This is a genomic window from Ruegeria sp. AL7 (assembly GCF_056536105.1).
This window is the reverse complement of record NZ_JBQFJF010000001.1, coordinates 146,490-168,772: the sequence shown is the minus strand read 5'-3', so window position 1 is coordinate 168,772 and position 22,283 is coordinate 146,490. Positions and strand designations below refer to the sequence as shown.

At 57.5% G+C, this 22,283-nt stretch carries 24 protein-coding genes; 19 read left to right on the top strand and 5 right to left on the bottom strand.

What is annotated here, in order from left to right:
* Position 1: 1 nt before the first annotated feature.
* On the bottom strand, positions 2–289 hold the full coding sequence (gene gatC, locus ACR3E2_RS00865) for an Asp-tRNA(Asn)/Glu-tRNA(Gln) amidotransferase subunit GatC (RefSeq protein WP_480482014.1): 288 nt from the start codon (positions 287–289) through the stop codon (positions 2–4).
* Between the two features lie 228 nt (positions 290–517).
* Here gatC and ACR3E2_RS00860 point away from each other — a divergent pair, with 228 nt between their 5' ends.
* Together ACR3E2_RS00860 and ACR3E2_RS00855 are read left to right on the top strand one after the other, a co-directional pair.
* Positions 518–676: a hypothetical protein gene (locus ACR3E2_RS00860; RefSeq protein ID WP_209504628.1), complete on the top strand. Its 159-nt coding sequence runs from the start codon at positions 518–520 to the stop codon at positions 674–676.
* 157 nt (positions 677–833) lie between these two features.
* Positions 834–1,397 (top strand): DUF4202 domain-containing protein, encoded by a 564-nt coding sequence (locus ACR3E2_RS00855; protein ID WP_480482016.1) that lies wholly within the window; start codon positions 834–836, stop codon positions 1,395–1,397.
* 75 nt (positions 1,398–1,472) lie between these two features.
* Here the strand turns inward: ACR3E2_RS00855 and ACR3E2_RS00850 are convergent, their stop codons facing one another.
* Complete coding sequence (locus ACR3E2_RS00850) at positions 1,473–2,144, bottom strand: ceramidase domain-containing protein (RefSeq protein WP_480482018.1); 672 nt, start codon at positions 2,142–2,144, stop codon at positions 1,473–1,475.
* Positions 2,145–2,203: 59 nt separating this feature from the next.
* Between ACR3E2_RS00850 and ACR3E2_RS00845 the strand changes: the two genes are divergently transcribed.
* Genes ACR3E2_RS00845 through ACR3E2_RS00835 form a run of 3 tightly spaced genes read left to right on the top strand, consistent with a single transcriptional unit; the run spans position 2,204 to position 3,874 of the window.
* Entirely contained in the window at positions 2,204–2,896 is a 693-nt protein-coding gene (locus ACR3E2_RS00845; RefSeq protein ID WP_480482020.1) for a metal-dependent hydrolase, read from the top strand.
* 7 nt (positions 2,897–2,903) lie between these two features.
* On the top strand, positions 2,904–3,158 hold the full coding sequence (locus ACR3E2_RS00840) for a hypothetical protein (RefSeq protein ID WP_480482022.1): 255 nt from the start codon (positions 2,904–2,906) through the stop codon (positions 3,156–3,158).
* Positions 3,146–3,874 carry an adenylate/guanylate cyclase domain-containing protein gene (locus tag ACR3E2_RS00835; RefSeq protein ID WP_480482024.1) on the top strand — a complete coding sequence of 243 codons (729 nt, stop codon included), beginning with the start codon at positions 3,146–3,148 and terminating at the stop codon, positions 3,872–3,874. The genes ACR3E2_RS00840 and ACR3E2_RS00835 overlap by 13 nt, the downstream gene beginning before the upstream one ends.
* Before the next feature lie 25 nt (positions 3,875–3,899).
* On the opposite strand, the gene ACR3E2_RS00830 is transcribed toward ACR3E2_RS00835, so the two are convergent.
* Positions 3,900–4,358 (bottom strand): nucleoside deaminase, encoded by a 459-nt coding sequence (locus ACR3E2_RS00830; protein WP_480482026.1) that lies wholly within the window; start codon positions 4,356–4,358, stop codon positions 3,900–3,902.
* Between ACR3E2_RS00830 and ACR3E2_RS00825 the strand changes: the two genes are divergently transcribed.
* The 14 genes from ACR3E2_RS00825 (at position 4,357) to ACR3E2_RS00760 (ending at position 19,387) form a co-directional block, all read left to right on the top strand.
* Positions 4,357–5,235: a pseudouridine synthase gene (locus tag ACR3E2_RS00825; RefSeq protein ID WP_480492635.1), complete on the top strand. Its 879-nt coding sequence runs from the start codon at positions 4,357–4,359 to the stop codon at positions 5,233–5,235. The genes ACR3E2_RS00830 and ACR3E2_RS00825 overlap by 2 nt on opposite strands.
* Positions 5,236–5,410: 175 nt before the next feature.
* Positions 5,411–6,325: a 5-bromo-4-chloroindolyl phosphate hydrolysis family protein gene (locus ACR3E2_RS00820; RefSeq protein ID WP_267365963.1), complete on the top strand. Its 915-nt coding sequence runs from the start codon at positions 5,411–5,413 to the stop codon at positions 6,323–6,325.
* A 30-nt stretch (positions 6,326–6,355) separates the two neighbouring features.
* Positions 6,356–7,546 (top strand): toxic anion resistance protein, encoded by a 1,191-nt coding sequence (locus ACR3E2_RS00815; RefSeq protein ID WP_267365964.1) that lies wholly within the window; start codon positions 6,356–6,358, stop codon positions 7,544–7,546.
* 49 nt (positions 7,547–7,595) lie between these two features.
* Entirely contained in the window at positions 7,596–8,516 is a 921-nt protein-coding gene (locus ACR3E2_RS00810) for a DUF2927 domain-containing protein (RefSeq protein WP_480482348.1), read from the top strand.
* 22 nt (positions 8,517–8,538) lie between these two features.
* A complete protein-coding gene (locus tag ACR3E2_RS00805) occupies positions 8,539–9,684 on the top strand; it encodes an SPFH domain-containing protein (protein ID WP_480482029.1) in 1,146 nt (381 codons plus the stop codon).
* A 47-nt stretch (positions 9,685–9,731) separates the two neighbouring features.
* Positions 9,732–10,835 carry a TFIIB-type zinc finger domain-containing protein gene (locus ACR3E2_RS00800; protein WP_480482031.1) on the top strand — a complete coding sequence of 368 codons (1,104 nt, stop codon included), beginning with the start codon at positions 9,732–9,734 and terminating at the stop codon, positions 10,833–10,835.
* A gap of 65 nt (positions 10,836–10,900) precedes the next feature.
* Complete coding sequence (locus ACR3E2_RS00795; protein WP_480482033.1) at positions 10,901–11,569, top strand: nitroreductase; 669 nt, start codon at positions 10,901–10,903, stop codon at positions 11,567–11,569.
* Between the two features lie 42 nt (positions 11,570–11,611).
* Entirely contained in the window at positions 11,612–12,049 is a 438-nt protein-coding gene (gene dtd / locus ACR3E2_RS00790) for a D-aminoacyl-tRNA deacylase (protein WP_480475727.1), read from the top strand.
* Positions 12,049–13,152 carry a glycerate kinase type-2 family protein gene (locus ACR3E2_RS00785; RefSeq protein WP_480482035.1) on the top strand — a complete coding sequence of 368 codons (1,104 nt, stop codon included), beginning with the start codon at positions 12,049–12,051 and terminating at the stop codon, positions 13,150–13,152. The genes dtd and ACR3E2_RS00785 overlap by 1 nt, the downstream gene beginning before the upstream one ends.
* A 234-nt stretch (positions 13,153–13,386) precedes the next feature.
* Positions 13,387–14,973 (top strand): ABC transporter substrate-binding protein, encoded by a 1,587-nt coding sequence (locus ACR3E2_RS00780; protein WP_480482037.1) that lies wholly within the window; start codon positions 13,387–13,389, stop codon positions 14,971–14,973.
* A 15-nt stretch (positions 14,974–14,988) separates the two neighbouring features.
* A complete protein-coding gene (locus tag ACR3E2_RS00775) occupies positions 14,989–15,945 on the top strand; it encodes an ABC transporter permease (RefSeq protein WP_209504642.1) in 957 nt (318 codons plus the stop codon).
* A complete protein-coding gene (locus ACR3E2_RS00770; protein WP_209504928.1) occupies positions 15,945–16,760 on the top strand; it encodes an ABC transporter permease in 816 nt (271 codons plus the stop codon). The genes ACR3E2_RS00775 and ACR3E2_RS00770 overlap by 1 nt, the downstream gene beginning before the upstream one ends.
* The gene (locus ACR3E2_RS00765) at positions 16,757–18,394 is read left to right on the top strand and encodes an ABC transporter ATP-binding protein (protein WP_480475718.1); all 1,638 of its coding nucleotides are present in this window, start codon (positions 16,757–16,759) and stop codon (positions 18,392–18,394) included. Before ACR3E2_RS00770 ends, ACR3E2_RS00765 begins: the two co-directional genes overlap by 4 nt.
* Positions 18,395–18,550: 156 nt before the next feature.
* The gene (locus tag ACR3E2_RS00760; RefSeq protein WP_480482040.1) at positions 18,551–19,387 is read left to right on the top strand and encodes an alkaline phosphatase family protein; all 837 of its coding nucleotides are present in this window, start codon (positions 18,551–18,553) and stop codon (positions 19,385–19,387) included.
* A gap of 10 nt (positions 19,388–19,397) precedes the next feature.
* On the opposite strand, the gene ACR3E2_RS00755 is transcribed toward ACR3E2_RS00760, so the two are convergent.
* Together ACR3E2_RS00755 and ACR3E2_RS00750 are read right to left on the bottom strand one after the other, a co-directional pair.
* Entirely contained in the window at positions 19,398–20,321 is a 924-nt protein-coding gene (locus tag ACR3E2_RS00755) for an alpha/beta hydrolase (protein WP_480482042.1), read from the bottom strand.
* Between the two features lie 12 nt (positions 20,322–20,333).
* A complete protein-coding gene (locus ACR3E2_RS00750) occupies positions 20,334–22,223 on the bottom strand; it encodes an acyl-CoA synthetase (protein ID WP_480482044.1) in 1,890 nt (629 codons plus the stop codon).
* Between the last annotated feature and the right edge of the window lie 60 nt (positions 22,224–22,283).

The following is a 22,283-nucleotide window of genomic DNA, read 5'->3' as shown; positions in this document are numbered from 1 at the left end:
CTTACTCCACCACTTTGGGAACTGCGAAGAACCCTTCGCGGGCGTCAGGGGCGTTGGCCAGAACCTTTTCCTGCTGGTTGCCGTCGGTTACCTCGTCCTTACGGCGTTTCAGCCGCATCGGCGTGACCGAGACCATCGGCTCGACACCTTCGACATCCACTTCGTTCAGCTGTTCGATGAACCCGAGGATGGTGTTGAACTCGGATGCCAGCGCCGGCAGCGCGTCATCCTCGACCTTGATCCGGGCCAGTTTGGCCACTTTGGCGGCGGTGCTTTGGTCAATCGACATCGGCTTCCCTCATCTACGTTATGGGGCGTTTACCTGTCTGTTGCGGCAGTCGCAAGACCGCTGCGCCATGGGCCGTCCCGAGTTTGAGATCCACCGGATGACACCCGCCATTCAAAACTGAATGAGTGGTATGCAAAAAAGTAAACTAATTAGTTCAATATTGACCTTGAAAACTGAACTGTACTGTTCATTTCCAGTCGTGCGACACAACGCAAACCGGAGAAAAACATGAAACCCCTGATGATTGCCGCGGTCTTGTCCGCCACCTTTTTGGCCGCACCGGCCATGGCCTTGGGTATCGACACAAGCAACCTGACACGCACTTTGACCTTCCCCTCGCCCGTGACGGAACCGGTCACTCAGGACAAGGTTAAACCTGCAAAGTGATGCGCAGGTTCCGGCCGGGTCGGATTTCCCCTCTCCGACCCGGCCAAAGCGCATATTCGAGGGTGCACAGCCCAAAGCGAGTCGTTAGCATTGCTGCAAATACCAAAAAGGAACTGCATAGGGCGCTTGCGGTTCTGACAAGCAAGTGGAGCAGTTGATGAACACGCAAAAACAAGCGGTCCTGGATGCCATCGATGCGGCGAATGCAAATGACCCCAACCGCGATGATGGCCGCCCCGAAGCGCAGCTTTACGGCGAGCGCATGAGCGCAGAGCTTGACCGCCTGTTTCCGGGCGCGTCCGACGCTTTGCAGATTGCGGCGCGTGGTCAACATGTGGAGCGGTGGAAGCTTGCCCGCAATGAATTCCCGGAAGGTCGGGCGGGTTATCTGGCCTGGCGCAAGGCGCAAGGTGTGCATCACGCGGACGTGGTGATGAGTTTGATGACCCAAGAAGGCTATGACGCTAAGCAGGCCGAAGCCGCGGGTCGCATGTTGCGCAAGCAAGGCATCAAACGCGATGCAGAGGTGCAGGCGCTGGAAGATGTGATCTGCTTTGTGTTTCTGAAATGGTATTTCCAGCCCTTTGCGGCGAAACACTCAGCCGAGAAAATCCAGAGCATTGTTGAAAAGACTGCCCGCAAGATGTCGCCCGAGGGCCGCGCACAGGTTTTAAGCGAATTCGACCTGCCGGATCATCTGGCCGCAGCCTTTCAAGACTGAGAAAAGGCCAACGCCGTTTCATCGACCGAATAATAAATCTGAAGGATGGTCACGACAGACCTCCGCGCCATTTGCTCATGATCCACGAGTTTGGGTGACGCGGCCCCTGATGAGGGCCGCTCGATACACTTCGATCATCCAGCCCAGCATAATGGCATTCAGGAGATGCCACATGAAATGTGTCCCCACCGGCCATTGGCCGCAGAAACGCATATCGAGGGCACGGAAGGTAATCGACAAGATCAGGATCAACGCCCCGATTGTCATTCCTTTGGCCAGAATCGGATCACGGCCGCGCAAAAGAACAGCATAGATCAGGATCAGCAAAGGGACTGGCGCATAAACCGCCGACCCTCCAAGCCCCGGAACCTGTTGGAACAGTGGGACAGCAGCCGTCGCATAGGGAAGAAAAAGAAGCATTCCCCCGAACGCCACCCCCAAAGGCATCCTCCAGATGTCTTTATTCACCGCAAAAATATAGACCAATATGAACAACAGTATGGGCGCGACATCCGCCAAAGCCGCCCATACCTGCGCATGCGTGTGGAACAGGTAACTGCCAAACCCGATGATCGCCAGAAGCGCCACCAAAACCTTGGCCAGCGGCATGTTCTGATTGCGCACGCGCCGCCACATGACCCATGCGCAAATCAGAAAAGCAGCGTTTGTGACCGCGTTAACGGGCTCGGCCCAGTAGGCTGGAGACAGCCGCTCGCAGTACCCGTCTATTTCACGAAACCAATCCATGGAAATTTACTTATCCGATGTTAGGCTGCCGCCAACAGAATGATTGGGAGGAAATAATTATGAACATTATCTGGTTGGGCCATGGAAGTTTCCGTATCGAAACCCAGGGACAGGTGCTGCTAATCGACCCCTGGCTGACCGGCAACCCGGTCTTGCCTGAGGAACAGCATGACGCCGCCGTTGATGGCGCCACCCACATCCTTCTGACCCATACGCATTTTGACCATGTCGTCGACGTTCTGCCTTTGGCCAAACACCTGAAGATTCCGGTTGTGGGACAATATGACCTGATGGGGTACTGGGCCGAAGCCGAAAGCATCGAGACCATTGGTTTCAACAAGGGCGGCACGGTCAACCTGAACGGGGTCAAGGTAACAATGGTCCCGGCCTCTCACAGCTCGACCTTTTCGACACCGGACGGCCTGCGCACAGGCGGCAGCGAGGTCGGCTTCATGATCAGTGCCGAGGGGCGCATGCTTTATGTTTCAGGTGATACCGACATCATGGCCGACATGGACTGGATGGGGGATTACTACAAACCCGATGTCGGCATCCTGTCAGCGGGCGGGCATTTCACCATGGATATGAAAGCTGCCGCCTACGCCGCCAAAAGATACTTCAACTTCAAGACGGTAATTCCCTGCCACTACAAGACCTTCCCGATTCTTGAGCAATCCGCTCAGGCGCTGGCAGGTGCTTTGCCGGGTGTAGACGTCATCGAACCGCAGGTTATGCAGGCGATAAAGCTGTAGGGATGATATGACCAGCGACATTGTCCCTTCACCGGAACTGATCGCAGTTGTACGGCGATGGAATCAGGCCGTTCATGACAAGGATCGGGCTGCGCTGGTCAATATGCTGTCATCCTCGGAACACCTGCGGTATCAGGGCTCGGCGGATGAAGAGGCATGGTCCGGGCAGGTGTTTCGGCGTGGCTTCGCCGATCACACCAACGAAATCCCGGACTATGACTGGCAGGAACATTCGCTGGAAGCGTTTGAATGTGGGATGTAGGCTGGGCATTTTGCGAAGCGACGCTGACCTTTCATTCGAACGGCAATTCAGCCTGGCACCGCTTTACATTTGTTCTGCATCTGGAAGACGGCGTCTGGAAAATGGTGCAGCTGCATGTGTCTAACCCGACCTCGAACATGGAAAAGATCGGCATCGAGCATTCGGTGTTGAATGCACTGATCGAAGCCGCAAAACAGGAGTTCACACAGGATCAGACCGAGGGAACCGCTTCGGTCATGTTCACTGACATTGTCGGGTCGTCAGATATCACCTGGCACTTGGGTGACAAAAAATGGGCCCAGCTTATTTCCGGCCATTTTGATCTGGCTGAACACCTTATCCAAACCCATCAGGGACGGCTGGTCAAATCCCTTGGGGATGGCACGATGTCGATCTTCCCGACGGTCCAGGATGCGATTCAGGCAGCAATCGAGCTGCAAAGAAAGAACGCATTGGCAAATTCCGAAACACCTCTGGGTCTGCGGATTGGAATTCATACCGGCGACGTCATACAGAAAGATGAGGATTTCTTCGGGTCCGTCGTCAATAAGGCCGCGCGCGTGACAGACGTAAGTGGCCCGAATGAAATTCATGTCACCGACGTGACCAGATTGCTGGGCAGCCCGGAGGGCGGTCTGAGGTTCAGCTCGCCAAAATCGGTCGCACTGAAAGGGTTCGGCGGGCAGCAGACAGTGTATCGCCTGGACTGGAACTGACAGTGGCCGTCCTGTCAGATCACGGTCATTTTTCTATTCGTTTTTCCGCGAAAAAATCCAGCAGCAGGTTTTCACATTCTTTGGCGGCTATGCCGTCATAGACCTCGGGCTTGTGATGTGCTTGCGGGTGGGAAAAAACCCGCGCGCCATGGGCCACGCCGCCGGATTTGGGATCGGACGCCCCATAGTAAACGCGCCGGATGCGCGCGGCCGCCAGTGCCGCTGCACACATGGCGCAGGGTTCCAGTGTCACATAGATATCAAATCCGGGCAGTCTTTCAGATCCGGCATAGGCACAGGCCGCGCGCAAAGCCAAGATTTCTGCATGCGCAGTAGGATCGTTCAACTCACGCGTCCGGTTTCCTGCCTGCGCCACAACAGAGCCATCCGGCCCGACAATGACCGCGCCAACGGGCACTTCGCCGCGATCCGCTGCTGCGCGCGCCTCACGCAGCGCCTGTTCCATATGCGATTTGAATACCATGCCCCTGACTGCATCAGAAACCTGCCTTTCGCAAGCGCGCGGGATAGGGTATGGCCCAGACATGAACAAGACCCCTCCTCCCGGCGACCGGATCGCCAAAGTCCTGGCCCGCGCTGGCGTCGCGTCGCGGCGCGAGGCCGAGCGCATGATCGAAGCTGGCCGCGTGGCCGTGAATGGCAAGACCATCGACAGCCCCGCCCTGAACGTGACGGCGAAAGACAAGATCGTGGTCGACGGCAAACCGGTCTCGGAACCGGAACCCTCGCGCTTGTGGCTGTATCACAAGCCCGCTGGGCTGGTTACGACAACCCGCGACGAAAAAGGGCGCGATACGATTTTCGACAAGCTTCCCGAAGACATGCCTCGGGTGATGAGCGTTGGCCGGCTTGACCTGAATTCCGAAGGTCTGCTGCTGCTGACTAATGACGGTGCTATCAAGCGCAAGCTTGAACTGCCCGCGACCGGCTGGTTGCGCAAATACCGTGTGCGGGTAAACGGCCGCCCGAAAGACGAAGATTTCGAACCTCTGCGCAAAGGTCTGGTGATTGAGGGAGAGCGGTTCCAGCCGATGACCGTCACGCTGGATCGCCAGCAAGGGGCCAATGCCTGGCTGACCATCGGTCTGCGCGAAGGAAAGAACCGAGAAATCCGTCGGGCCATGGAAGATATCGGTTTTAGTGTGAACCGTTTGTTGCGGGTTTCATACGGCCCGTTCCAATTGGGCAATCTGAAGCCAGGCGAAGTCGAAGAAATCCGCCGCCGCGTTATGCGCGATCAACTTGGGCTGGATTCGGATGCCAAACCCGAAGCGGCCCCCAAACGCCCGACGCGACCACAAAGAAAACGCCCGCCCATCGGCAAGAATCCCCGCAAGTGATGCAGGTTCGGCAACCTTCCCCCTAGCGCCAAGCCTGCGTATCCCCTAAATTTTCTGTGATTGCTGCAAATTGGGGAGCGTGATGTCCGGAAGCGGAGTGCAAAAATTCGCCTACGCCGTATTGCTGGTGCTCTTGTTTGGCGTGTGCACAGGCGTGCTTGGGGGCTTGTAACGCATGGCAAAGCGATTTGGCGGCAAATACAGCCCTCAGGATGATACGTCCGGCGACACTCTTCAGCCCCGTGGGCAATTCGATGGCGCACGGGTCGAACCTGCGGGTGCGCGTGCCAATGTCCTGTTCATACCGGCCATCCCATTGGTGTTTCTGTCGCTGAACGACGGCGCGATTGGCATGACCATAGGTCTGATCGCAGCTGGCCTGCTGACGGCAGCTGCGTTCTTGCTGCGCGAAGGTCTGCGGGCCGAAGCCGCGTTTAACGCCCGTAAGGCTGCCCGCCGGCCTGCGTTTCCCCGTAAAATCTTTGCCAGCCTTCTGACAGGTCTGGGCGCCGCTCTTGCGTCCTACCGGACCGAGTTTCTGAATGCGGAAGCGGTATCGCAAGTCAGCCTGCTAGCCCCCGTCTTGTTCGGCGTGGCAGCAACGGTGCTGCATTCGGCCTCCTTCGGGTTTGACCCGATGAAGGACAAGGGCATGGAAGGAATTGACACCTTTCAGCAAGATCGCGTTGCCCGGGTCGTTGAGGATGCGGAAAACCGTCTTTCCGAGATGACGGACGCCATCAAACGCGCGGGTGATCGCCGGATCGAAGCCCGTCTGGAACGGTTTCAGGACACCGCACGTGACCTTTTTCGAACGGTCGAGGAAGACCCCCGCGATCTGGCGGGCGCGCGAAAATACATGACGGTTTATCTACAGGGCGCGCGTGATGCGACGGTCAAGTTTGCCGATGTTTACGCCCGGACCCGTGATGCGCAGGCGATGACAGACTACGTCGCCTTGCTGGATGATCTGGAACAGAATTTCGCCGCGCGTACGCGGAAAATGCTATTGGATGACCGCAGTGATCTGACGGTCGAAATCGACGTGCTGCGCGAAAGATTGCAGCGCGAAGGCGTCCGGTTGGACTGACCGGCCATTATTTGAGCGAGGAACATCCCCATGTCCGATGAGATCAAGAACAAGGCGGCTCAGGCCGAAACACTGGTGCAGGAAGTCACCGCAGTTGCCCTGCCCGAACCAAAGGCCGAGGTCATCTCGCTTGAAGAAGCCGATGAACCCGTGAGTGCCGAGATCCGCAAGCGCATGGACGAGATCGACATGGGCAACACCAATTCGATTGTTGCTTTCGGGTCTTCCGCTCAGGCCGAATTGCAGGAAATCAGTCAGGCCATGCTTGCGGATGTGCGCAACAAGGATGTTGGCCCGGCAGGTGACAGCCTGCGCAATATCGTGACCACGATCCGCGGATTTTCGGTCAGTGAGCTGGACGTGCGCCGCGAGCGTAGCTGGTGGGAAAGGCTGCTGGGCAGAGCCGCACCATTTGCGAAATTCACCGCTCAGTTCGAAGAAGTTCAGGGGCAGATCGACCGCATTACTGACGATCTTCTGGGACATGAACATACACTGCTCAAGGACATCAAATCGCTGGACCTGCTGTACGAGAAAACTCTGGGTTTCTACGATGAACTGGCGCTGTATATCGCGGCGGGTGAAGAAAAGCTGACCGAGTTGGACAGCCATGACATCCCCGAAAGGGAAGCCGCCGTTCAGGCCGCGCCAGAAGAAGAACAGGTGATGAAAGCGCAGGAACTGCGTGACATGCGCGCCGCGCGTGACGATCTGGAGCGCCGCGTGCATGATCTGAAACTGACGCGTCAGGTCACGATGCAGTCGCTGCCGTCGATCCGGCTGGTGCAGGAGAACGACAAGTCGCTGGTCACGAAGATCAACTCGACGCTGGTGAACACCGTGCCGCTGTGGGAAACGCAACTGGCACAGGCCGTCACCATTCAGCGCAGCGCCGAAGCTGCCGCCGCGGTGCGCGACGCCAACGATTTGACCAACGAGCTTTTGACTTCGAATGCTGCCAATCTGCGCCAGTCGAACAAGATGATCCGCGAGGAAATGGAACGCGGCGTGTTCGATATCGAAGCGGTCAAAAAGGCCAACGCAGACCTGATCGGTACCATCAACGAAAGCCTTGCCATTGCGGATGAAGGAAAAGCCAAACGTGCTGCCGCCGAGGCCGAGTTGCAGAAGATGGAGGCGGAACTGCGCGACACTCTGGCATCCGCCAAGGCGCGACGAGACGGGACCGGCGACAACGCCGGAACCGCTGTCCCCGGCTGAGGCTGAACTGGGCGTGCGGGATATTACATATCTGAAACTGGGGTTGGGGATGGCGGCGTTTTTGGCTTTGGCCAATTGCGATGAAACACTGACATCCTCGATTGCACCACAAGCGCGCCCGGCGCCTGTTTCTGTTGCGGCGAATGCCTATGTACCGCCATCTGCCGCAAGTCAGGATCTGGCGCGGTTTTACCAGCGTGTCGAACGCGACCTTCTGGTCCGGGGGTTATTGCGGACAGACGGGGGCGGCCCCGATACGCCTTATGACGCCCAGGATCTGGCGCGAAATTTCGAAGCGATTGCGTTCTACAGCGAATATCCGACCCAAAACGTTTCCATCGGTTCCCGCCAGACAGACGGGCAACTCAGCCGGTGGTCGGGGCCGGTGCGCATCCAGACTGAGTTTGGGCCTTCCGTGCTGCCCGCTGTTCGGGAACAAGATGCGGAACGGGTTCAATCCTTTGCCTCGCGCCTGGCGAGGCTGACGGATCATCCGATTTCCGTGGTCTCCCGAAACGCTAACTTCCACGTCTTCTTCGCGGGCAAGGACGACAGCACCTATGTGGTGTCCCGACTGAAACAGCTGATCCCGAATATCAGTCAGGCTTCGCTTGATCTGGTCGCAAATCCGAGATCGAATTTCGATTGTTTTGTTTTTGCCTCGGCGACAACGGCGTCTCCGTACAAATATGTGCGCGCCGTTGCGTTGATCCGGGCCGAGCTGACCGATCTGGTCCGCCGCAGCTGTATCCACGAAGAAATCGCACAGGGACTGGGATTGTCGAACGACAGCCCGGCAGCGCGCCCATCGATCTTCAATGATGATGACGAGTTTGCCCTGCTGACGAGCCATGACGAAAAACTGCTGACAATGCTTTATGACAAGCGGCTGGAGCCCGGCGTGACAGTCGATCAGGCCCGCCCCATCGTGCATGTCATAGCCCGGGAAATGATGGGGCAACCGCTCTGACACCAAGGACAGGAGAACCCAAATGGGAATATTCGATTTTCTGACCGGAGAATTCATTGACGTCATCCATTGGGTTGACGACACTCGCGACACCATGGTCTGGCGGTTCGAGCGTGAAGGCCATGAAATCAAATACGGTGCCAAGCTGACTGTGCGCGAAGGTCAGGCGGCCGTATTTGTGCATGAAGGGCAGTTGGCGGATGTGTTCACGCCAGGTCTCTATATGCTAGAGACCAACAACATGCCGATCCTGACCACGTTGCAGCACTGGGATCATGGCTTTCAGTCGCCGTTCAAGTCCGAGATCTACTTCGTCAATACGACCCGGTTCAACGACCTGAAATGGGGGACCAAGAACCCGATCATGCTGCGCGACCCCGAGTTCGGGCCGACACGCATACGCGCCTATGGTACCTATACCGTTCGGGTCAAAGACCCGGCCAGGTTCCTTGTGGAAATCGTCGGAACCGACGGCGAATTCACCATGAGCGAGATCAGCTTTCAGGTCCGCAACATCATCGTGCAGGAGTTCAGCCGCGTTATTTCGGGGTCAGGTATTCCTGTATTGGACATGGCGGCGAACACGGCTGATCTGGGCAAATTGATCGCGGCTGAAGTTTCCCCGGTGTTGGAAGGCTATGGGCTGGAGATGCCGGAATTCTACATCGAGAATATTTCGCTTCCTCCGGCGGTCGAGGCCGCATTGGACAAGCGGACCTCGATGGGATTGGCCGGAGATCTGGGCAAATTCACACAGTATTCCGCAGCAGAGGCAATGACGGCTGCGGCCAGCAACCCCAGCCAAGGCGGTGGCATGGGCGCAGGTCTTGGCATGGGAATGGGCATGGCGATGGCACAGCAGATGTCAAACATGGCAGCGGCCCAGCCAAGCGGCCCGTGGGGATCGCCCGCCCCCGCTGCCCCACGACCGTCAACTCATGCGGCCCCGCCGCCGCCGCCGGTCGAGCATGTTTGGCATATCGCCGTGGATGGGCAGACCAGCGGCCCATACTCCAAAGCCAGGATGGGCCGAATGGCCAGCGAGGGTGATCTGACGCGCGACACCTATGTATGGACCGCGGGCCAGGACGGCTGGAAGAAAGCCGGAGACGTGCAGGAACTTGCACAACTGTTCACCATTCTGCCTCCGCCGCCGCCGGGGGCCTGACCAAAACGCGATACTCCTCCATCTGTCCTGACACTTCTGGGTAATGTATGACACACGCCCCTGACCTTGCAGAGCACCGCTTCCCCTGCCAGCAATGCGGCGCGGATTACCGGTTCAGTCCTAGCAATGGTACGCTAACATGTGATCATTGTGGTCATTCCGAACCTATCGGATCGGGTCCGTGGCAAGGTGCCAGCCTGCGCGAACTGGATTTTGACGCGGCCATTGCGGACCGTCTGCCTGACAGCGAGCTTGAACAGACCCGCGTTCTGTCCTGTCCGAACTGCGCAGCGCAGGTTGAATTCGACCCAAACACGCACGCTGCGGAATGCCCGTTCTGTGCCACGCCGGTGGTAACCGACACCGGCGTGAACCGGCATATCAAGCCGAAGGGCGTTCTGCCTTTTGCTTTCGACGAGCGCGAGGCGCATAAGGCGATGAGCGATTGGCTGGGGCGGTTATGGTTCGCGCCCAACGGGTTGAAGGACTATGCCCGCAAGGGCCGCAAGATGCAGGGCATTTATGTGCCGTACTGGACCTTTGATGCCGACACCAAATCCGCCTACCGTGGCGAGCGCGGCGTGATCTATTATGAAACCCACACTGTGATGCGGGACGGTAAACGGGTTCAGCAACAAGTACCAAAGGTGCGCTGGTCACCCAAATCGGGTCGTGTTGCGCGGTTTTTTGACGATGTCCTGGTGCTGGCTTCGCAGTCGTTGCCCAAGGCTTACACTGACGCGTTGCAGCCTTGGGATCTGCCGGCACTTGAACCTTACCAGCCAGAATACCTCGCCGGGTTTCGCGCCGAAGCGTATACGGTCGAATTGAAAGAGGGCTACAGCGAGGCCCGCGCGCACATGGCGCGCGTGATCGAACGGGATGTTCGTTTCGATATTGGGGGCGACAAGCAGCGTATCCACACGGTAGACACCGAGGTACGAGACGTCACGTTCAAGCATATTCTGCTACCGATCTGGCTGGCGGCTTACAAATATCGCGGGCAGACCTATCGATTTGTGGTGAACGGTCGAACCGGGCGGGTTCAGGGGGAACGTCCCTGGTCAGCCATCAAGATCACGATTGCCGTTGTTCTGGGCCTGCTTGTTGCCGGGGTTGTCGGGTATCTGGCAGCCAACGGGCAGCAATAGCAACTGCTTGTACATCTCGCGCGGCATGATCATCCTGAGGGTCGGAACATAACAACGAGGCGCTAGTGTCATTCGCAGAACTGAATAACCTTCTGGAGAAACGCCAATCCTGCCGGGCCTTCCTGCCCGACCCTGTACCAAAGGAGCAGATCGAACAAATCGTGGCCAGCGCGGCCCGGGTCCCAAGCTGGTGTAACGCGCAGCCGTGGCAATTGGTGATCACAAGCGGCGCAGAGACCGACAGGTTCCGCGCGGCGATGCAAAACGAAGCTGAAACAGGCGCACCGGCCCCCGATCTTCCGTTTCCCGCGTCATATTCAGGCGTCTATCAAGACCGCCGCCGCGCGTGCGGTTGGGCGCTCTATGAAGCAGTCGGTGTGGAACGCGGGGACCGGGCAGGATCGGCCCAACAAATGATGCGCAATTTCGCTCTGTTCGATGCACCGCATTGCGCCATCGTCTCAAGCCCGGCGGAACTTGGGCCATATGGCGCAATGGATTGCGGAGGGTTTGTTACGGCTTTCTCGCTGGCAGCGCAGGCGTTGGGCGTGGCAACCATTCCTCAGGCCGCATTAGCTGCGTATGGCCCGTTCCTGCACAGATATTTTCAGATCCCGAAAGACCGTCTGATCCTGTGCGCGATTTCCTTTGGGTATTCAGACAGAAAGCATCCCGCAAATAACTTTCGCACAGATCGTGCCGCGCTGGGTGACTTTGTCGACTGGCGCGGCTAAACCATCGCTCAGGCAAGATAATCGCCAAGGGGGGGGAACCGCGTGCGCGCATTGCTGCAAAGAGTTTCGCAAGCCAAAGTATCGGTCGATGGCAATGTCATTGGCGCATCCGGTCCGGGGCTTTTGATTCTTGTCTGCGCCATGCAGGGGGACGATGAAGCCCAGGCTGAAAAACTGGCCCGGAAAACCGCCAGACTCAGGATTTTCAAGGACGATGCGGGCAAGATGAACCGCTCGCTTCTGGATGTAAAAGGGTCAGCCTTGGTGATCAGCCAGTTTACATTGGCGGCAGATACAACAAGCGGTAACAGGCCGGGGTTTTCAACTGCAGCACCGCCCGAACTTGGCGAGCATCTGTATAATACCTTCGCAAACTACCTTGCTGCGCAAGGTGTAGCGGTGGAAACTGGACAATTCGGGGCCGACATGGCCGTTGAACTTGTCAACGACGGACCGGTCACAATCTGGGTGGAGACTTGATGGATACTGAAAAGCAAGCCGTTCAACTTTGGCGCGCCGGGGTTGAGGCCGTTGACGGATACACCGCCACCGAGGCCGCCCTGCACGACATCCCGAAACCGGACCGTATTCTGGCCGTAGGCAAGCCCGCCGCCGCCATGGCACGGGCGGCGTTGGCGCGGTTCGGCACGATTCCCACGCTTGTTGTGACCAAGGACGATCACGGCCGTGACTTGCCGGACACTGTCGAGGTGATCGAAGCCTCGCACCCGGTTCCGGACAACCGCAGCCTTGCAGGCGGGCGCGCTCTGCGTGCTGCGCTGGAGCAGATGGAACCCGGATCACATGTGCTGCTTCTGGTGTCGGGTGGCGCGTCTTCGTTGGCCGAGGACCTTTTGCCCGGAAAATCGCTGAGCGATCTTGAAGCGTTGAACCGCAAGTTACTGTCAGAGGGAATGGACATCGGCGCTATGAACGCTGAGCGGCGCAAACTGTCCCGCATCAAAGGCGGGGGGTTGCTGTCGCACTTTGCGGGCGCGCGCGCGACCGTTCTGGCCATCTCGGACGTACCGGGCGACGACCTCAATGTCATTGGATCGGGTGTCGGCGCTTTGCCTTCCAGCCACACATTTGAGGCCGTCACGCGGATCGTGGCCTCGAACGCCCATGCCCGCAGTGCGGTTGTACAAGCCGCCGAAGCGGCTGGGCTAAAGGTTTGGGCCGATGAAGAGGCGCTGCATGACGACTATCTGAAGGTTGCCGCACATCTCGGCCAACTGCTGCGCGGCATGGAAAAGGGCGTGATGGTCTTCGGCGGAGAGCCGACAGTGGTCTTGCCCGATCACCCTGGGCGCGGTGGGCGAAACCAGGCGCTGGCACTTGCACTGGCGCAGGAGATTGCCGGGCAGCCAAACCTTACAGTTGTTGTCGGCGGCACGGACGGCACAGACGGGCCGACCAATGCGGCAGGGGGAATCATTACCGGCGCAACATGGAGCGAAAGCGGGATAACCGCCCTTCGAAATGCTGACAGCGGATCGTTTCTGGAAAAAGCCCAAGCCTTGCTGACAACCGGGCCAACCGGCACCAATGTCATGGACCTGGTTGTCGCAATACGTGGATGAATTGACGCATATCGCACCGCGCCGTACCGCAAAGGCTCGGAAACTGGCCTGAAACAGAATTGTATCATAGTATTCTTGTGGAAAGGGCATCGCGCCAAACAAGGTTACTTGCGCTTCGGCCTTCGGCATCTAGGAGAAATACCCTTGCCCGGTCCGCCGAAATAAGCCAACGTTGACTCATGCGTCAACAAAAACCCGAAAAGGGTTAAAACCACTCGATAGGGAGAATAATCGATGAACGAACAAATCACGCATATGGCCGGTCAGGTCACAGCCGGAAAAATGACCCGCCGCGAATTCATGGGGAAAGCCGCGGCTCTGGGTGTTTCGGCTGCGATGGCCAGCACAATGTTCGCGGACGCCGCTCGGGCTGCTGGGCCGAAAAAGGGCGGTGATTTGAAATTTGGTCTTCAGGGTGGTGAATCCACTAACTCTCTGGACCCAGCGACCTACGCAAGCTCGGTTCCCTTCCAGAACGGCAAACAGTTTGGTGACCAGCTTGTTGAAGTTGCACCAGACGGCTCGATCGAGCCGCGTCTGGCGGAAAGCGTTGAAGGCAGCGCCGACGCTAAGGTTTGGACTTTCAAGCTGCGTCAGGGTGTCGAATTCCACAACGGCAAGACTATGACCAGCGAAGACGTGCTGAAAACCATGCAGCGCCACTCGAACGAAGACTCCAAGTCCGGTGCCCTGGGCATCATGAAGGGCATTGAGTCAATGAAAGCTGACGGCGACAACTTCCAGGTCACCCTGACCGAGCCAAACGCCGACCTGCCCTATCTGATGGCCGATTACCACCTGATCATTCAGCCTGATGGCGGTATGGATAATCCGGGGGCAGGTATCGGGACTGGACCGTACAAATTGGAAGTTGACGAACCCGGTGTGCGTCACTTGTTTACAAAGAACGAAAACCACTGGAACAGCGATTACGGCAATTTCGACAGTGTCGAAGTCATCGTCATCAACGACGCAACTGCGCGTACCGCTGCCCTGCAATCCGGACAGGTCCACGCGGTCAACCGCGTGGAACCCAAAGTTGCCGACCTGTTGGGCCGCGCACCCAACCTGACCGTACATTCTACCGCTGGTCGCGGTCACTATGTCTTCATCATGCATTGCGACACGGCACCGTTTGATAACAATGAACTGCGCACCGCGCTGAAATACGCCATCAATCGGGCTGACCTGGTAGACAAGGTTCTGCGAGGCTACGGTTCGATCGGTAATGATATGCCGATCAACGCGGCCTACCCACTGTTTGACGAAACAATCGAGCAGCGCGAGTTCAGTGTCGAAAAGGCGGCCGAGCACTACAAAAAGTCTGGCCATGATGGCTCGCCGATTATCCTGCGTGTTGCAGATGGTGCCTTCCCAGGTGCTGTCGACGCCGCAGCTCTGTTCCAGCAGACGGCCGCTCAGGCTGGTATCCCGCTGGAAATCAAACGTGAGCCCAACGATGGCTACTGGTCCGAAGTCTGGAACGTCCAGCCCTTCTGTGCGTCGTACTGGGGTGGTCGCCCTGTACAAGACCAGATGTATACTACCGCTTACCTGTCAACTGCGGATTGGAACGACACTCGTTTCAAAGTTCAGGCCTTTGACGATCTGTTGTTTTCGGCGCGTGCAGAACTGGATGCAGAAAAGCGCAAAGGCATCTATAGCCAGATGGGCCGTATGGTCCGCGACGAAGGCGGCTTGATTTGCCCGATGTTCAACAACTTTGTTGAAGGCGTCAGTAATCAGCTGGATGGTTGGGAATCAGACCCGAACCAAGAGATGATGAACGGCAACATGTCCCGCAAAATGTGGTTCGTCTAAAACGGGCCACGGATCATGCATCCTATCATCAAACTGGTTTCCCAGCGCCTTGCGCTGGGACTCCTATTGCTGTTTGGCGCTTCGGCTCTGATTTTTGGCCTGACCGAAGCCCTTCCCGGAGACGCAGCGCAAGCCGTCCTGGGGCAGTCCGCAACCCCAGAGGCCCTTGCAAACCTTCGCGAAGAAATGGGCCTGAACCGGCCTGCCCTGACCCGCTATTTCGAATGGCTGGGCGGTATCGTTCAGGGTGATCTGGGTCAGTCCCTGACCAACAAGCTCGACATTGCTGAAAGCATTGGCAAACGGTTGGGCAACACATTGTTTCTGGCATGCGCCGCGGCCGTGGTTTCGGTTCCCCTTGCCATCTTTCTGGGCCTGCTGGCAGTCCGCTACCGCAACCGCTGGCCAGACAAGCTGATCTCTGCCATCACATTGACAACGGTTTCGATCCCCGAATTTCTGATCGGTTATGTGGTGATCTACTATGTCTCGGTAAAGCTGGGCTGGTTTTCCTCGCTTGCGATGATCAATGACTCGATGTCATTTGGGCAAAAACTCAATGCGATCGCGTTGCCCGCATTCGTGCTAACACTGGTGGTTCTGGCGCAGATGATGCGCATGACCCGCGCAGCGATCCTCAACCTGATGCAGTCGGCCTATATCGAAACGGCGGAACTAAAGGGGTTGTCGAACTTTCAGGTCATTGCGCGACATGCCTTTCCGAACGCGATCTCACCCATTGTAAACGTGGTGATGCTAAACCTGGCCTATCTGGTTGTGGGTGTTGTCGTAGTCGAAGTGGTGTTCGTTTATCCCGGCATGGGACAATACCTGGTGGACTCGGTGACCAAGCGTGACGTGCCGGTCGTGCTGGCGTGTGGTGTGGTCTTTGCCGCCGTCTATATCGGGCTGAACATGGTGGCCGATATCGTATCGATCCTGGCCAACCCAAGACTGAGGCATCCGAAATGATGAAGAATATTCCAATTTCGGCGATGATCGGTCTGTTTTTCACAGGTCTCTATTTCTTTGTCGCCTTGGCCGCACCTTTGATTGCACCATACGGTATGGCCGAAGTGGTTGGCGATGTGTGGGAGCCATCAAGCGCCGAACACCTGTTGGGCACCGACAATATCGGTCGGGATCTACTGACACGCATGATCTATGGCGGGCGCACCACCATCTTCATTGCTGCTGCGGCTACGATCCTCAGCTTTGTAACCGGCACGTCGCTGGGTTTGCTGGCTGCGGTTCTGGGCGGTTGGGCCGATCAGGTGCTCAGCCGGGCAGTTGATCTGGTCATGTCGATCCCGACGCTGATCCTGGCGCTGGTCATTCTGGCCATCGTCCCGGTGACGGTTCCGATCCTGATCCTGGTGATGGGGCTTCTGGACGCGACCCGCCCGTATCGCCTGTCGCGGTCGGTTGCTGTCGACATCAACGTGATGGATTATGTCGAGGCGGCCAAATTGCGCGGCGAGGGCCGTGCCTGGATCATCTTCCGCGAAATCCTGCCAAACGCCCTGTCACCGCTAGTGGCCGAGTTTGGGCTGCGGTTCATCTTTATGGTTCTCTTCATCTCGACCCTTTCGTTTCTGGGGCTGGGCGTTCAGCCACCGCTGGCCGACTGGGGCGGCATCGTGAAGGAAAACAAGGACGGCATCGTGTATGGCATTGGCGCAGCGCTCTACCCCGCCGTGGCCATCGCGACGCTCGCGATTTCGGTCAACCTTGTGGCTGACTGGATCCTGAACCGAACCACATCGCTGAAAGGAGGTCGGGGATGAGTGATACCCTTCTCAAGGTCCGTGACCTCAAGATCGGTGCGACCGTTTACCCACCGGGTGAGAAACCCCATGACATCGAAATCGTGCACGGGGTCAGTTTTGACCTCGAACGCGGCAAGGTGCTGGGGCTGATCGGAGAATCCGGTGCCGGGAAATCCACCATCGGCCTCGCTTCCATGGCCTATGGCCGGGGCGGTGTTGAAATTACCGGCGGCGAGGTTTGGGTAAACGGGCGCGATATTCTGAAATCGTCGCATGGCGATATCCGCAATCTGCGCGGCGGTGAGGTTGCGTATGTGTCGCAATCCGCTGCCGCGTCGTTCAACCCGGCCAAGAAGATCATGGATCAGGTTGTCGAAGCTGCGGTTGAGCATAAGAAATTTTCGCGAAAAGAGGCCGAAGGCCGCGCGCGGGAACTGTTCGCCAAACTAGGCCTACCCGACCCGGATAATATCGGTGAACGCTACCCGCACCAGGTTTCAGGCGGACAGTTGCAGCGATGCATGACGGCGCTGGCGCTGTGCCCTGAACCCGATCTGGTGGTGTTCGATGAACCCACCACGGCACTGGATGTGACCACGCAAATCGACGTGCTGATGGCGATCAAAGAAGCCATTCGCGATACCGGTGTTGCTGCTCTCTACATCACGCACGACCTTGCGGTCGTGGCGCAAGTCAGCGACGAAATCATGGTTTTGCGGATGGGGAATACGGTTGAATACGGGTCAACCGATCAGATCATCAACAACCCGCAGGAAGAGTACACGCAGGCTCTGGTCTCGGTCCGTTCGATCGAGCACGAGGAAAAACAGCCCACAGCGGAACCGCTGCTGAGCGTTGACGGTATCACCGCGCGCTACAAGGGGTTGAATTTCGACGTGCTGCACAACGTCAATGTCGAGCTTCATCCGGGTCAGACGCTGGCGGTTGTGGGTGAATCCGGGTCGGGTAAATCGACACTTGCCCGAGTGATCACCGGCCTGCTGCCGCCGCGCGACGGCGAGATTACGTTTGCCGGACGCAAGCTTTCGCCTGACCTTGCCGGACGATCCCGCGAGGACCTGCGCGAGTTGCAGATGATCTATCAGATGGCTGACGTGGCAATGAACCCGCGCCAGACAGTGGGTACGATCATCGGACGCCCGCTGGAGTTCTACTTCAACATGCGCGGTGCCGAAAAGCGCAAACGGGTCGTCGAACTGCTGGACGAGATCGAGTTGGGCGAGAAGTTCATCGACCGTTATCCGGCCGAGTTGTCCGGTGGCCAAAAGCAACGCGTCTGCATCGCGCGGTCACTGGCAGCCAAGCCCAAGATGATCATCTGTGACGAAGTGACATCGGCGCTCGACCCGCTTGTAGCGGACGGTATCCTCAAACTGCTGCTGGATTTGCAGAAGATCGAGGATGTGGCCTATCTGTTCATCACCCACGATCTGGCGACGGTTCGGGCGATCAGCGACAGCATCGCGGTGATGTATCAGGGACGCGTGGCCCGTTATGGTCCAAAGAGTCAGGTGCTCAGCCCGCCATTCGACGACTATACAGACCTTCTGCTGAGCTCGGTGCCCGAGATGCATCTGGGCTGGCTGGAAGAGGTCGTTGCCCATCGCAAAATGGAAAGTGCGGGGAACTGATCTCTGCGCCTGTAACATCACTTTGAAGAAATGGATTCCCGGCGTTTTGCACCTTGGCTGACGTCGGGAATTTATTATTTGGGACGCGATTTGGCAGGCGCGTGGTTTCAACTCGCGTATCGTCCGCATGAAATACTCAGATCAAAGGGCCAAGCCATGGACCGTAAACTACTATTGATCATTCTGGACGGAGTACCATACCGGAATTTCCGCCGCCTGTTCGGCAACCTCGAAGGCTGGGTCGACAGCGGCGAAGCTCGGGTGTGGAAGCACCGCGCAGTGCTGCCTTCAACTTCGGCCAGTTGCTATGCATCGATCCATACGGGCGTAACGCCGCAAGAACACGGCTGCACCGGAAACGGCAACGTCTTTCGCCTGAGCCATAAGGATGTCTTTAGCCAGGTACGTGAGGCCGGCGGCGTGACTGGGGCTGTCACACACAGTTTTTGGTCGCAGTTCTTCAACCGTCACCCGTTCGACTATGTCCGCGACGTCGAATATGACGAGCCAGAGAGCCAGACCATCAATCACGGTCGCTTTCACAGCATGACCGGCTACGGCAAAGACAACCAGATGACCCCGTCCGACGTCGATCTATTTGCCACCTTGACCAATCTGTGTCTGCGCTTTGGGCTGGACTATGGCATCCTGCACACCTGTACACTGGACAGCATGGGGCACCGTTTCTATCACGACTGCGAAGAAATGGATCATGCCTGCTTTGTTGCAGACGAGATGCTGGCCCCGTTCATCCCTCGCTGGCGCCAATTGGGGTATGAGGTGATCGTCACCGCCGATCATGGCCAAGACGAGCGCGGACACCACGGAGGGCGCAGCCCCCTGCAACAGGAAACCGCGCTGTATTACTTCGGCGAGGCCGACGGGCCTGACGTAGAAACCGTAATCGACCAGATCCAATTGGCCCCGACCATTCTGAGCCGATTGGGTGCGCCCCTCGCAGACACGATGAGGGCTAAGCCGTTCCTGATGTAACTGACTGACTTCAGTCGTAGGGCCAGATCTCTTGCCCCAGTGCTTCGATAGCGACCGAGATCCGTTCGAAGCTGTCTGCTGCGCGCTTTACCGAGGTTCGCGCGCGCAGGTACCCATGGACAAGGCCAGGTTCGTTGATCCAATGGGCCAGACCACCAGCTGCGCTGATCCGCTCGCAATAGTCCTTCCCGTCATCACGGAGCGGATCACAATCAGCAGTAATCACAACAGTAGGCGGCAGTTTCGAGAAATCATTGTCCTGTAAGGGCGCGTAAGTCGGATCGCCCTGAGGCGGGGTACCTGCGTATCGGACGGTTTCGTAGAATTTAATATCGTCCAGTGTCAGTAAAGGAGCATGGGCGTGCTCAAGATATGAGCCGCGCGATTGGTCTCCGCCAAAACCGGGGTAGATCAGCACCTGCCCCAGTATATTGTCCAACCGCCCGCGCGCATGGTGGGCGATAGCTGCTGCCAGATTTCCTCCCGCACTATCCCCGGCCAGAACAAGCGGGTCGCCATACTCAGCCGCCGCCCATTTCACAGCCGTCCAGCAATCCTGGAACTGCGCCGGATGCACATGTTCAGGGCACAGCCTGTAGTCAACTGAAACGACGCGGTATCCCGTTTGGGCACAGAACTCGGCACAGACATCATCATGGCTGTCCAGCCCGCCAACAACAAAGCCACCACCATGAAAATAGACGACCGTTCTGGTCGGATGTCCGGCGGTATAATGGCGGACCGGCACGCCATCGGCGTACAGGTCCTGGGTTTCGACACCGGCAGGGCGCGGTTGGCGAAACTGCTCGCACATCGTGTCATAGACGCGACGCTGGTCCTCGATGGACAAATCGACCGCATCATCCGGATAGCTTTCGGCCGTGCGGCGTATGAACGCCCAGGTTTCTTCGTCGATCAGGCGTTCATAGTCCATTGTTCCTCCGGCTTATTTGGACCACTCCCAGGGCCGGGTAAATGCGCCCAGGACTTTCGCGACATCGTCTTCCGAAGATCCGTTCGCGTCAAGCTGCGCGACAAGGCCACGCTTTTTATCGTCGATCACCAGAACAACCCGCGCAGCAAGACCCGCAGCGTCAAGAGCACCATTGTAGATGCGGGTGATGGCGTGTTTGCGCAGGTCCGGCTTGAACACCTTGCCGACCGCAGTTTTCGGCAACTCGTCAAGAATGGTTATATGCTTGGGTTGTGCGGCTCGCTCATGCACGTGAACTTTGCAATATTCCAGCAGCTCATTTTCAGTGACCGAAGCCCCATCGACCAATTCAACAAAGGCACAGGGCACTTCGCCCGAATGCGCGTCCGGCTGACCGATCGCCCCCGCGAAGGCAACTGCATTATGACCCAGCAGCGCCTCTTCGATTTCAGCAGGATCGATATTGTGACCACCGCGAATGATAAGGTCCTTGGCGCGACCGGTGATCCAAAGGTAGCCGTCTTCGTCAAACCGCCCCAGATCGCCCGTACGCAGGTATTTGTCAAAGTGGTAAAGACCAATGTTCTTGTCGGCCTCAGTATACGTGTTGCCTGCATACACACCGGGGTTCGAGATGCAGATCTCACCAATCTGATCAGTGCCGCACTCTGTCGGTCCATCCGGCCCATCCAGCAGGATTTTGACATCCGTATAGGGGAACGGAATGCCGATCGAACCGATCTTTTTCTCGCCATCCACGGGGTTGCACGAGACCAGACAGGTGGCCTCGGTCAGGCCGTAGCCTTCGACGATGGTGACACCCGTCGCCTCTTCGAAGCGGCGGAACAACTCCACCGGCAGCGGCGCCGAACCCGAAAATGCGGTTTTCACGCTTGAGATATCGGCATCCACCGGGCGTTGCATCTTGGCTGAAATCGCGGTTGGAACAGTGATGATAAAGCTCACTTTCCAGCGCTCGATCAGCTTCCAGAAATTGTCGAACACACCGTCACCGCGATAACCTGCAGGTGTCGGGAATATCACATGCGCACCTGACGAAACGGCGGCCATCACGATCACATGCACTGCAAAGACGTGGAACATCGGCAGCGGGCACATGATGACGTCATTCTCGTCAAACAACAGCGTGTTGCCCAGCCAGCCGTTGTAGATCAGGCCCGAGTATTTGTGTTGCGCCACCTTGGGCATCCCGGTGGTCCCACCGGTGTGGAAGAAACAAGCAACGCGATCATCCTTGCTGTCCTCGAATGTCAGCGTCGTTGGTTGCTTGGCAAGTTCCTTGTTGAAACTCTTGTAGTCCGCATGTGCCAGTTTTTCCTTTTCGCCCATCTTGGGGCGCAGGAAGGGAACCAGCCACGATTTGGGTGGCGTCAGGTACCGGTTCAGGTCAATTTCCAGAATGGTGTTGACCTTGGGCGCGTGGCGCACCGCCTCTTCCACCTTCTGGGCAACATCCGTTTTCGGGAAAGACTTTAGCGTAACAACCACTTTGGCGCCTGTCTCACGCAGGATCGCCGCAATCTGCTCGGGCTCCAGCAGCGGATTGATCGGGTTCACAATGCCCGCAACTGCACCGCCCATCATGGTAATCAGTGTTTCGTTACAGTTTGGCAGCACATAGGCCACCACGTCTTTTTCACCCACACCCAGCGAACGAAACAGGTTTGCCGCCTGATTGACCTTGCCCAGAAGTTCAGACCAGGTCAGGGTTTCGGCTTTGTCATTGGGGCCAGAAAAAAGCTGAAAACTGATGGCATTGTGGTTCGGGAACTTCCCCGCCGTGCGCGACAGGAGCTGATGGAAGGTGACAGGCAGATCCCGATCCTCCCACGACATTTCCTGTTCCATGCGCGTCTTGTCTTCCAATCCCACAAAGGCCATGTGGTTCCTCCCGTTTTTCTCCCGTGTTTTTGCACGAGCTTGTTGTTCGCAACCAAGATG